Raw genomic sequence first — 12,212 nt, 5'->3', positions numbered from 1 at the left:
AACCGGCTTATCTAGCCAAAGGTTCAGCTACCGTTTTGCAACTTATTCCTCCCAATGCAGTAATTCTTCGTCTTCGAATGCTCCGTCTTGCTCGGCCGCACTGAGATGATTGACCACGCGGCGTGTCATATCCCCTGAATAGCCGCGTCTCATAAGAAACGGGAATGTTTTCCTTTTTTTATCCATTATATCACCACGTACCTGATTCCATTTCTTACGTCCAACCGACAATGCACTCTCCCACTCCTCATTGTCGGTGATCTCACCTAATGCTTCCCCGATAGAAGCTTTAGAGATGCCCTTCTGACGAAGTTCTTGCCTGATCCACATCTTACCCTTACGTTGGCTTGTTATACGCTGTCTTGCCCACTGACGCGCGTATAAATCATCATCTACAAGCTTCTCCCTTTGCAATCGTACCAGTATCTCATCAATAACAGCCTGATCCACTTCCTTTTGCGCTAAACGCTGGGCAATTTCCTGACGTGTACGAGGCTTTTGCCCCAAATAGCGCAGCGCATGTACATAAGCCTGTTGTTTTTCATCTGCCAGAACGATATCTTCTAGTTCTTTTTTGACGAATGACGTTCCTTTGAACATGTTGTACTTGATCATTACATCTTCCAATACAGACAGTGAGTATGGACCAAAATGAATGATGTATCTTCCACGCTTGCGTCCCTGTCCCTGCTCCACTCTAGTAATCATCAATTCCTCATGATCTGGAAAAAGAGAAATCCCTTGCTGTTTATTTTCTTCCGAAGTGTATTCATCTTTATCGTCCAACTGCAATATGTTTCCCTCACTTTGAAATTCACGAAAGCAGCCTACGATCACCTGCTACGTAAAAGTTAGATTCTGCTGACAAAGCAGACTTTATTTGATGCAAAAATACCCTGCACAACTGTGCAGGGCATCAGAATCATGCTATTTAAACGGACTGTACCATAATCCCTAGGCTACAGTTCACATGACAGATCAGAAGCGAAGTTTCGGGCAAGCTTTATTCAAGCTCCAGCAATTCCTGTTCTTCCTTGGCCTCCTGCGCCAACTCTTCTTCTGTCGGTGGAGCAATTGTTGTAATCAAATTACTGGCCACCCGGATTTTTTGCTCGATCGTACTAGCAATGTTCGGATTTTCCTTCAAAAATTGCTTTGCATTCTCACGTCCCTGACCAAGGCGCTCGCCTTCGTAGGAATACCATGCTCCGCTCTTGTCGACAATGTCGTGCTCCGTACCGATATCGATCAAGCTTCCTTCTTTGGAAATGCCCTCACCGTACATAATATCCACTTCAGCCTGACGGAAAGGAGGTGCGACTTTATTCTTCACGACTTTAATACGTGTACGGTTACCCACGATGTCGTTACCCATTTTCAAGCTTTCGATACGACGAACATCCAAACGTACCGTAGAGTAAAACTTCAAGGCACGTCCACCCGGTGTAGTTTCAGGGTTACCGAACATAACACCTACTTTTTCACGGAGCTGGTTGATAAAGATAGCAATGGTTTTCGATTTATTAATGGCTCCAGACAGCTTACGCAATGCCTGTGACATCAAGCGCGCTTGAAGACCGACATGGGAATCTCCCATTTCGCCTTCAATCTCTGCCTTCGGTACAAGTGCCGCTACAGAGTCAACGACGATAATGTCCACTGCCCCACTACGCACAAGAGCTTCGGCAATCTCCAATGCCTGCTCACCTGTATCTGGTTGCGATAGTAACAACTCATCAATATTGACACCCAGCTTGCTCGCATACGACGGATCAAGTGCATGCTCGGCATCGATAAAGGCGGCTTGTCCGCCTGTTTTTTGCACCTCTGCGATAGCATGAAGAGCTACTGTCGTTTTACCGGATGATTCCGGTCCATATACTTCAATAATCCGGCCTCTTGGAAAGCCGCCCGTTCCTAACGCAATATCCAAAGCAATCGAACCACTGGGGATTGTTTCCACTTGCATGTGGGTAGACTCACCCAACTTCATGATGGAACCTTTACCAAATTGCTTTTCTATTTGACGGAGCGCCATATCCAGCGCAGCACGACGATCTGACAATAAACTCACATCCTTCATTGTTTGTACTTTAATAATACCTTGTTTTGACACGCTTGCCAAGCATTTTTTCGAACATACATTCGTTTTTTTATTTCCCGCAGCTCTCTTCTATAATTATACCTTTCTCTTAAAACGAAAAAAGAACCGCTGGCAAAAAGCTTTGCAACGGTTCTTCCGAATAAGAATATTATATCATGAATATCTATCTAAAACAACTCATCGATAATTTAAGAGAGTTTCTCGTTCTCTACCAATCGGCGCCACAATCTGTACAAGATAGCTTTGACGGATCGCAAACGGATGGTCTCACGGTTACCGCTTAAATTCAGCTCATATACTTCCGTTTCCTTGTCGCGCTCAGCAATACCAATATACACCAGGCCGACTGGCTTCCGCTCGGAATATCCGGGCCCAGCTACACCAGTAACAGAAAGTCCGAAATCGCTGTCCATAATCATTCTTGCCTGCTCTGCAAGCACAAGGGCTACTTCCTTACTCACTGCGCCTGGCGCATGATCCCCTTCCAAATAATCATAAGGCACATTGAGCAATTTCATCTTCATTTCATTGGAATAACACACGATGCCACCTTGAAACATAACAGCACTGCCAGGTATAGAAGTGATGTGTTCCATCAGCATACCGCCTGTACAGCTTTCCGCTGCGCTCACAGTGAGTCCGCGCTTGGCCATTAAATCTACAATCACCTTCTCCAGCGTAACATCCTCACTTGCATACATATATTCGGAAAGACGCTGCTGAATTTGTACTTCCGTAGCCGTCAGCTTAATTAAAGCTTCACTCTCACTGGCCGCCTTGGTGGATATACGGATCGTGACTTCCCCTTCCTTGGCATAAGGAGCAATCGTGGGGTCCGTCTGGGATTCGATCAGATCTAACAAGCGCGTTTCAAGAGCTGACTCACCGATCCCTGCGAATTTTAGCATTTTCGAATAAATCGGCATCTCCTCACCGCTTAATGCCTGCTGAAGCAACCATGGTTTAGCATGATTTGCAAACATAGGTTTAAGTTCCTTAGGTGGTCCGGGCAAAACCACATAAAATTTACCGTCCTGTGCAATGGCATCCCCTATAGCTAAACCCGTCTCATTTTCAAGCGGAGTGGCTCCTTCAATAGAAAGCGCCTGGCGGCGGTTATTCTCGGTCATTTCTAGCCCGCGGTTACGGAAAAACTGATCCAGCTTGTCCATGGCAAGACGATCTATCTGCAATTTTCGCCCCAGTACAGCCGCTATCGCATCTTTTGTCAAATCGTCCTGAGTTGGCCCCAGCCCACCAGAAAACAAAATAATATCCGCACGCTTCTGAGCAAGACGTACCGCTTCCTGAAGGCGATCCATGTTATCGCCAACTACAGTCTGAAAATATACATCAATTCCGATAGTAGCTAGCTCTTGTGACAAATATTGGGCATTTGTATTTACTATTTGTCCAAGTAATAACTCTGTTCCTACTGCAATGATTTCAGCTTTCATCAATTCGTCCTCCTATGATGCGTATAATGTGGGAATTATGTAAAGAAACAGCAATAAGTTAAGTCCCTATTGCTGTTTCCATAAGATTTATCCTGTTAAACTTTAGAGGAGCTCAGCAAATGGATATTCTTTACAAAGTAATCAATACCCGAATAAATGGTGATTAACACAGCTGCCCATATCGCTATTAAATCAAACGGAATACCCAGAAAAACAAACGGGAAATTATTTATGAGCAGTGCTACAATAGCAACGATCTGGATGATCGTCTTTAATTTCCCCCAATTGCTTGCAGCAACCACAGAGCCATCCAATAAGGCGATCTGTCTCAGACCCGTAACCGCAAACTCACGACTGACAATCACAACGACAACCCATGAATCAATTTTTCCCATTTCCACCAAAGAAACCAATATAGCAGTTACCAACAGCTTATCAGCAAGGGGGTCCAACAGCTTGCCCAAATTGGTGACCATATTATTTTTACGAGCCAAATATCCGTCAAGGCCATCTGTGCTGGCTGCTACAAGGAAAATGATAGCCGCAATCAGCTGATTATACGGCAGCGTGAATGCACCGATCTCAATCGGTGGCGGATAAAAATCAAAATCCACCAGCAAAGCCAGCATCATCACCGGGATAAGGCAAATCCGCGTTATTGTAATTCTGTTGGGTAAATTCACAACACACTCTCCCCTGATTATCGTACTTGATTACAAATGGCAGCTTTCGGATTGAATTCAATCCTATGTAAATCGCTTTCGACGAGCGTTATACACCTCAATGTCTGCATTTTCGTTACAAGTATAATATGGCGCAAAACGCATGTCAAAATAACCTGCTGCACATCAAGCAACGTTTAGTCCTACAAAATCTATGAGAGAAAACGGCTTATTTCATGTTTGTAAATTGAAGCTCCAACGGCAGATCGGCTTTCCGCAGCAATTGAATAATGGCTTGTAAATCATCCCTATTTTTTCCAGTTACTCGAATTTGATCACCTTGAATCTGACTTTTCACTTTAAGCTTGGAATCCCGAATAAGGATATTAATTTTTTTGGCGTTATCCTGATCAATTCCCTGCTTAAGAGAAAGACGCTGACGCACTGAACCTAAAGAAGCTGGTTCCAATTTTCCAAATTCCACGTTTTTAAGGGATAGACCTCGTTTGACCATTTTAGATTGCAAAATATCAATCACCGCATTCAGCTTGTATTCATCTTCCGATGCAATCGTAAGGGCATCTTTCTCAAGCTTGAGGCTACTTTTGCTCCCCTTGAAATCAAATCTCGTTTCAATTTCACGCTCCGTCTGATGAACCGCATTTGTTAACTCCTGCATATCCATTTTGGAGACGATATCAAATGAATTTTCTGAAGCCATCGTTTCACTTTCCTTTCCACAACAAAGTTCAATATCTAATTATAGGCTAGTCATTTACAAAAATCCAATAATCCGTTCACTAAAAAGGCGTTCTTGCCAGTTCCCCGACAAAAACGCCTTTATTTACAATTGCAGTTTAACATTTCTAATAGTGACTTCGTGTTGGATTTCTAAACATATCCAAAATTCCAAGCACAATGTGAGCAAGACCAAAGCCTAATATGCCATAGCCCCATGCATTCGGTGTTAGATAATAGCCCAGTAAACTGACAATAATCCCGAGCCCAGTCACAATCCAGCTGACGGTCATAACGTATACACCTCACTTTGCGGAAAATGAACTGACTGACTTTCCAAGAATTACAGTCATTAGTATTTCACCGCAACAAGGCGTTTATTCACCATCAGTAGTTGTACTAGAATCTGTCCCACTTTGTGTAGTATCCGTACTACCATTTGTCGTCGTATCCGTTGAACCCGTCACCCCAGTACTCGCTCCAGTGGAAGAAGCTTCCCCTTGCTGTATCAACACGCGAGTCGTCGATTTATTATCGGTTATCTGTTGGCCGGCGACGGAAATATCCGTGGCAGAAGACCGTCCTGATTTGATATATAAGCCTTCTGGACCGATATCAAAAGACATGGCATCTCCACTTTTAGTCATACCATAGCTCAGCTTTTCTCCACGGGAATTTTGTCCCTTGTACACCTCAAGCCAGCTTTCACCCGTTGCCTTAATATCAACCTTGACCGTGGCCCCCGTTGCACTGGAGACTTTGAAGATCGTCGTCTTGCCTTGCTTACCATCCTGAGCCACCGTTACTCCCTGCGCTGGCGTAGTCGTATCCGGCTGCTGACCAGTATTTGGAGTCGTCGCATCTGTAGTTCCCGTACCACCTGGCTGGGTTTCCCCGGTTTTTCCCGTATCAGGGGTCTGCCCGCCAGCACCATTTGGTGCCGTTATCTGACCATTATTCGGTGTCGTAGTTGTATTTGGAGTAGACGTGTTTGGTGTCGTACTTGACGTTGTGTTAGGTGTTGTACTTGGTGTACTTGGCGTTGTAATCGGCGTTGTGTTTTCTGCTGTTTTTGGAGTGGAATGGTTGTTACTCACCCAATAAGCATAAATAACCCCAACAATGAGAACTAGAAAAAGCCACATTAACGCTGTAGGCAACCATTTAAGATTGCCAATCGTCGCGGGACGACTGGAGCGTTTCTGTGTAACAGGCTCCATGACTGCTTCCGGTTCAGGTTCAGGCACATTGCTTTGGTGCCCTTCCAGAAGCTCATCGGGATTCAACCCGACCGTTTCGGCGTATGTTTTAATAAAAGCTCTGACATAAAAGCTTCCCGGCAGCACTTTGTAATCGCCCGTCTCAATGGCTTCCAGATAACGTTTGCGTATCTTCGTCATTTCCTGAACATCGTCAAGGCTCAATCCTTTTTGCAGCCGGGCCTCCTTTAATTGCTGACCCAGTTCTGACATGTCATCATCTCCTTGTGTAATTACACTTATTTAAAGATCTTCTGTATAACTGGCTGTAAAGGTATCATAAATAATTTCCTCAGCCGGATTATTGCGAAGTTCAATAATGATATTGAAATCGTCAAAGCTGTATCCCGATTCACGCACAAATACATCAGGATGCTCAATAACTTTGGTACTTGGCATGCTCATAATTTCCTGAAGCAGGTGATAATGTCTTTCATTTGATCGAATTGTACTCACAATGCCGTCAATAATAAACACATTGTTGGGATTCATTTCTTCCTCAGAAAGCTGACTGCGTACCGTCTGTCGTAATAACGTCGACGACACAAAAGTCCATCGCTTCATTGCACATACGCTACTGGCAATAATGGACTCCGTTTTACCCACACGCGGCATCCCGCGAAGACCAATTACCTGATTGCCATCCCTCTTTAATACTTCACCCAAAAAATCGACCAGCAACCCAAGCTCATCGCGTGTAAAGCGGAAAGTTTTACGATCATCTGAATCCCGATCAATGTAACGGCCATGTCTAACTGCCAATATATCGACCAGTCTCGGAGCACGTAAGGCCGTGACTGTAATGTTGCTGGCTTTTTTTAACGTATCTCCGAGAATGCGTATTTTCTCGTCATCGTCTGTTTCGAGAAGCATCCCCCGTCTTTCGCCTTCAACACCGTTAATCGTCAGTATATTAACCCCCAGAATACCAAGCATGGAAGCAATGTCCCCCAGCAGTCCGGGTCGATTTTTATGTATCTTGTATTCCATGTACCACTGTTTCGTCTCTTCCGTCACGTTAGCACCTCATTTACATTCAAACCGTCAACAATGCCAAATCAAAGCATAATTGTATCATAAGATAGCATCATTCGACAAAACCAATTATTGAAATTTAATAGGCTATATTGTGTTGTAAGCCTCAATCACGTTTATGATATATAAATTACAATGGAATTACAAGAACAGCTCTGTAACCATTACAGAAAAGCCCCCCAAAAGGGAGCTTTTCATGTTGGTTCCTGCTTATGCGTTGCTCTTGGCTAATTTAACCATTAGCCGGGCGATGGTATGACGCTCGTTCTCATCGGCAACTCCCCACAGTTCTTTCAGTGCGCGGTTGGAGTGGTTGGCTGGATCGACCTTCTCATCCAGAAAATCACCGATTTCGTAAGCAAGCTCTGCAATGGTATCTTGACTGATTCCCAGCTTCTCCGCTTGCTCTACACGCTGACCAAGGAACTTTTTCCAAACATCAAAATTCTGAACAACTGTTGACATACTTAAATCCTCCTTAGATGATTCAGATTTAAAATCAACAGTTGTAATATGCTCTTCACAGACGCTTACTATACTGGTGAATTCCTCCATGCGCTGTATTCCTTAAGTCACCCATCCTCCGTTAGGACTTATGACCTGGCCATTAATATAACCTGACTCAGGAAGCGCAAGAAAATAAACCAAGGACGATATTTCATCAGGCCGCGCCAATCGTCCGGCAGGGATATCTTCCTCCAAACTGTTAATTTCGCCTGCATCCAAATGATCCAACATCGACGTGTCTACTGCCCCTGGAGCCACAGCATTCACTGTTACGCCAGAAGGCGCAACCTCTTGAGCCAGCGCTTTAGTGAAAGCGTTAATGCCTCCCTTGGTAGTGGAGTACAATACCTCGCACGAAGCTCCACATATGCCCCACACAGACGAAACATTCACAATACGGCCATAGCGTTGGGAAATCATATGCGGCATAAAAACCTGCGTACATAAAAAAGTTCCCTTAACATTCACGGCCATCACTTCGTCCCATTCCTCTTCTGAAACATCTGAAAGTAGCCCATAATGAGATATTCCAGCATTATTCACTAGAATATCTGGCTTCATTCCGTGATTATCCAGCTTTTCCCGCATGCGTTCAATCTGCTCCTTACTCCGCAGATCGGCTGACACAGTCATTACCTTGCCTGAATAAGTCATGCAACGACGGGCAACTTCATTTGCTTTTTCATGGGACTTCATGTAGTGAATGACCACATTCATCCCTACTGCTGCAAAACGCTCGGCAATAGCCGCACCAATTCCACCACTTGCTCCTGTAATCAGCACAGTCGTATCACCAATAGCCTTTAATTCTCCGCCCTCGGTGGTCATCGGTTCCCTCTCCCTAGACATTACGGACTCACCACCAGCGATATTGCCATTTGATCCCACTGTATATGATCTTTCAGACGTCGGTTTACATCCTCAAGCGTGATACTTTCATAAACCGGAAGCAATTGAAAAAAATCACTGCCGCGGAAGCGATGTCTTGTAAACTCATGTGCAATATTTTCAGGAGAATTGAGTGTGCGTAGATAACCGCCGATCTTCTTTTTGCGCGCTCGTTCAAAATGTTCTGCTGCAAATCCCTTCTTCTGAATAGACTCTACCTCTTCTCGTATCCTAGCCAACAGCCGATCAGGGTCTTTCGTATCTCCACCGATCGCAGAAAATGCATACTGTTGCGTACTATTGTACTCATGGCCAAAACTGTCCGAAATCAGATCCTCATCGTAGAGCTTCTGATATAGCTGTGTACTGGAACCAAACAAGAGATCAAGCATCAGCTTAGTTTCGAGATCATGACGAAGCAATGCTTCCCCCGTTAGACCTACTTCGGTCTCCTTGAATCCCAAAAGCAGCTTTGGCAAAGAAACGGCCAGCTTTACTTCACGCCGTGGTTCTGCAACTGTAGTGGGTTCATCATCGAAAATCCGCTCGATCTCTCCCTGCGGCTTATAGTCCTTTTTCGCCTGATTATTACGTACCAATTCAATTACTTCGGCTGGGTCCACTCCACCTACTACAAAAAGAATCATATTACTTGGATGGTAAAAAGCTTCATAGCAACTGTACAATGTTTCCTTTGTAATTGTACTGATGGATTGAATAGTACCTGCTATATCAATATGCACCGGATGGACCTTGTACAATGCCTCAATCAAACCAAAGTAACTCCGCCAGTCGGGGTTATCTTCATACATATTGATTTCCTGACCGATAATGCCTTTTTCCTTCTCCACATTTTCATCTGTAAAGTAAGGATGCTGAACAAAATTGACTAACGTGGTCAAATTTTCTTGAATGCGTTCGGTTGCCGAAAACAGATATACTGTTTGATCAAAGCTCGTAAATGCGTTCGCCGATGCTCCATTAGAGGAAAAGATAGCAAAAATATCGCCTTCAGGCTCTTCAAACATTTTATGCTCCAAAAAATGGGCTATGCCATCTGGCACTTTGACGGGCTGCTGACCTTCTACCCGGAAATGATTATCAACTGAGCCGTATTTAGTCGCAAATGTGGCATACGTCTTCTGAAAGCCCGGTTTGGGCAACACATAAACGTGCAAGCCATTATCCATTACTTCATAGTACAGCGTTTCCTGCAAATGCTCATACGATATATGCTCCAACGCTATTCCCCCTTCTGGTCTCTCAAGAAATAAATAGTGTCCAGTCGGAACGTCCGGGCGGCATCCTGAACATCCTGCACCTTGACTGCCTCCACCTGGCTTAGCAGTTCCTCTACCGTCCGCTCTTTGCCGGAAAGCTGTCTGTTAAAATCATAGGCAATCATTTCAAAAGCGGAGTCCTGCATTTCCTTTAGCAAGTTGCGTATCATCGCCTGCGTCTGGGTCATTTCTAGCTCGGTAATCGCTCCATTTTGCGTATCTTCCAGTTGCTTGCGGATAATAGTAACCGCCTTCTCATAATTAGGAATTTCGATACCGGATTGTATTGTGCCAATGCCTTTATGCCCGTCATACCGTGACGAAGCGTAATACGCCAAACTCTCCTTCTCCCTCACATTGACAAACAGCTTTGAATGCGGATACCCGCCCAGAATGCCATTGTACATCAGAGCGGAAGCGTAACGTTCATCGCCATACGTAATAGGGGTGCGCAGTCCCATGTTGAGCTTGCCTTGGTTCACATCGAGACGCTCTACTATAGTTTGCACATCACGTTCTACCGATTTGGGCTGTTCGAGTACATATTCCGTTTCCGTCGAGCGATTTAATTGAAAATAGCGATCAACAAACTTTTCAACTTCTTCCAGCGTGGTATCACCCACAACATATAAATCCATGCTGGCATTATTCAGCCATTCTCCATAAGCCTCGTATAAACTTTGTGCACTTATGCTGTCCAGATCAGATCGCTGACCAAGAGGATGCAGACGATAAGGCTCATCCTTGCACATCTCCTCCATACAGCGCTCCCCAGCATAACGTATTTTATCGTTAACTATAGATTCCAGCTTCTTACGAACATTTTCTCGTTCCTGCTGTACATATCCTGTTTGAAATGCACCGTTTTCCAATGCAGGCTTCGTCAGAACCTCTCCTAGGAAAGCAAACGAACGATCCAGTAAACTATCTGGACTGCTTACAAAACTGTCATTAATCGTATCCATACGAAATTGAACGATCTGATAATCTCCACGTTTGTATACATCGAATCCAAAACCCGCACCATACAATTGCTCTAACTGCTCTCTAAATTGTGTAGTCTGCGGATATGATTCTGTACCCCGTCGCAGAACGAAAGGTACCAGTCCCACACGAGTTACGGTTTCCTCACGTAGCGGAGTACCTACATACAGTGATATGGCAAACGTCTTAAAGCGCTTGGTCGGCAGTACATGAATCCTCAGTTGTCTGCGTGTACCACGCTCGAAACCTGTTTTGTTCAAGTCCAAAACTCCTTTGTGACGTCAATTTGCGTCTAGCCTTTGATTAGCATTAGCTGTTGTACATCTCTTTCCTATAAAGAGGTAAAGTGTACCAATCTTTATTCTAACTATGCAAAAGCCAAGAAGCAACCGGAGACAAGCTCCCGGCTGCTTCGGCGTTTTACATGCAGAAAATATGTTCCCCGATGGTTTTCACCTGCGGACGGGACCAAATCCATTTGGAGGTGGCTGTTCTAGGGTTAAAATAATAGAGACATCCTCCGCTTGGGTCCCAGCCATTCAGGGCTTGACGTACCGCCTTTTGTGCAGTCTCATTCGGCGTGAGCCAGATTTGGCCGTCTGCTACAGCAGTGAAAGCCCCCGGCTGAAAGATTACCCCAGACGGTGTGTTTGGAAAACTGGGCGACTTGACCCTGTTCAAAATGACAGCCGCCACGGCAACTTGTCCTTCAAACGGCTCGCCGCGGGATTCACCGTAGACCGCATTGGCCATGATCTTAAGATCGTTTTCAGAAAGCCCCATGGTGTTGGCCGATCCCATCGTTTCTTCATTTTGATCTGATTTATTGTTATTGTTCGCTGCCTGTCCCTGATCGGATCCTTGATTGTTACGATGCATTGGCGTTTCCGTTGGCTTCCAGTGTGGAGTAGCATTCACCAGTTTTAATTTGGTTTTCGCACCAACTACTCCATCGGGTCTGATACCAAACTCCTTTTGAAAACCCTTGACAGCCTTTAGTGTACTACTGCCAAAATGGCTGTCCACTTTCCCACCAAAAAAACCCAGCAACTTCAATCGTGATTGCAGCTCATAAACATCCTGGCCATAAGAACCAAAATCAACCGCTTCTGAACTGAATGTCGGCTGAACAGGCTGCGCTGCTGTTACTTTCTGCTGCGTGCTCAGCGACTCTGCTCGCTCCTGTGCAGAGTCGTTTTTAAAAAGTCCTGTGTACGTAATAGCCGAGGCTGCGAGAATACCCGTGCAAATCCAGACCATTGTCTTTTTCATATGCTGCGCTCTACCTTTCTTTTGTG

The 12,212-nt window shown here is 44.8% G+C and carries 13 protein-coding genes; all 13 read right to left on the bottom strand.

The annotated features are described in order from the left end of the window. Positions 1 to 42: 42 nt before the first annotated feature. Complete coding sequence (locus EGM68_RS10480; protein ID WP_058829500.1) at positions 43 to 792, bottom strand: regulatory protein RecX; 750 nt, start codon at positions 790 to 792, stop codon at positions 43 to 45. A 211-nt stretch (positions 793 to 1,003) separates the two neighbouring features. Further along, positions 1,004 to 2,065: a recombinase RecA gene (gene recA, locus EGM68_RS10475; protein WP_025679773.1), complete on the bottom strand. Its 1,062-nt coding sequence runs from the start codon at positions 2,063 to 2,065 to the stop codon at positions 1,004 to 1,006. A 227-nt stretch (positions 2,066 to 2,292) separates the two neighbouring features. After that, positions 2,293 to 3,561 (bottom strand): competence/damage-inducible protein A, encoded by a 1,269-nt coding sequence (locus EGM68_RS10470; RefSeq protein WP_025679772.1) that lies wholly within the window; start codon positions 3,559 to 3,561, stop codon positions 2,293 to 2,295. 95 nt (positions 3,562 to 3,656) lie between these two features. Further along, a complete protein-coding gene (gene pgsA, locus EGM68_RS10465) occupies positions 3,657 to 4,244 on the bottom strand; it encodes a CDP-diacylglycerol--glycerol-3-phosphate 3-phosphatidyltransferase (RefSeq protein ID WP_090735454.1) in 588 nt (195 codons plus the stop codon). Between the two features lie 208 nt (positions 4,245 to 4,452). Next, positions 4,453 to 4,944, bottom strand: a complete 492-nt coding sequence (locus EGM68_RS10460; RefSeq protein ID WP_013370750.1) for a YajQ family cyclic di-GMP-binding protein — start codon at positions 4,942 to 4,944, stop codon at positions 4,453 to 4,455. 145 nt (positions 4,945 to 5,089) lie between these two features. Continuing rightward, a complete protein-coding gene (locus EGM68_RS25680; RefSeq protein ID WP_013370749.1) occupies positions 5,090 to 5,254 on the bottom strand; it encodes a hypothetical protein in 165 nt (54 codons plus the stop codon). An 84-nt stretch (positions 5,255 to 5,338) separates the two neighbouring features. Next, positions 5,339 to 6,433, bottom strand: coding sequence for a helix-turn-helix domain-containing protein (locus tag EGM68_RS10455; protein WP_129549118.1), 1,095 nt, complete (start codon positions 6,431 to 6,433; stop codon positions 5,339 to 5,341). Between the two features lie 30 nt (positions 6,434 to 6,463). Continuing rightward, complete coding sequence (locus EGM68_RS10450) at positions 6,464 to 7,237, bottom strand: DUF3388 domain-containing protein (RefSeq protein WP_013370747.1); 774 nt, start codon at positions 7,235 to 7,237, stop codon at positions 6,464 to 6,466. 228 nt (positions 7,238 to 7,465) lie between these two features. Next, positions 7,466 to 7,720: a DUF3243 domain-containing protein gene (locus tag EGM68_RS10445; protein WP_013370745.1), complete on the bottom strand. Its 255-nt coding sequence runs from the start codon at positions 7,718 to 7,720 to the stop codon at positions 7,466 to 7,468. A gap of 102 nt (positions 7,721 to 7,822) precedes the next feature. Beyond that, on the bottom strand, positions 7,823 to 8,590 hold the full coding sequence (gene ymfI / locus EGM68_RS10440) for an elongation factor P 5-aminopentanone reductase (RefSeq protein ID WP_013370744.1): 768 nt from the start codon (positions 8,588 to 8,590) through the stop codon (positions 7,823 to 7,825). A gap of 20 nt (positions 8,591 to 8,610) precedes the next feature. Further along, positions 8,611 to 9,891: an EF-P 5-aminopentanol modification-associated protein YfmH gene (gene yfmH / locus EGM68_RS10435; RefSeq protein WP_129549117.1), complete on the bottom strand. Its 1,281-nt coding sequence runs from the start codon at positions 9,889 to 9,891 to the stop codon at positions 8,611 to 8,613. Between the two features lie 2 nt (positions 9,892 to 9,893). Next, the gene (gene yfmF / locus EGM68_RS10430; protein ID WP_058710516.1) at positions 9,894 to 11,174 is read right to left on the bottom strand and encodes an EF-P 5-aminopentanol modification-associated protein YfmF; all 1,281 of its coding nucleotides are present in this window, start codon (positions 11,172 to 11,174) and stop codon (positions 9,894 to 9,896) included. Positions 11,175 to 11,334: 160 nt separating this feature from the next. Next, positions 11,335 to 12,186 (bottom strand): spore cortex-lytic enzyme, encoded by an 852-nt coding sequence (gene sleB, locus EGM68_RS10425; RefSeq protein WP_040101546.1) that lies wholly within the window; start codon positions 12,184 to 12,186, stop codon positions 11,335 to 11,337. Between the last annotated feature and the right edge of the window lie 26 nt (positions 12,187 to 12,212).

Source organism: Paenibacillus sp. M-152, assembly GCF_003856555.1.
Classification (GTDB): Bacteria; Bacillota; Bacilli; order Paenibacillales; family Paenibacillaceae; genus Paenibacillus; species Paenibacillus polymyxa_C.
Note: the sequence above shows the minus strand (reverse complement) of the source record. Positions and strands in the feature narration are given on the sequence as shown.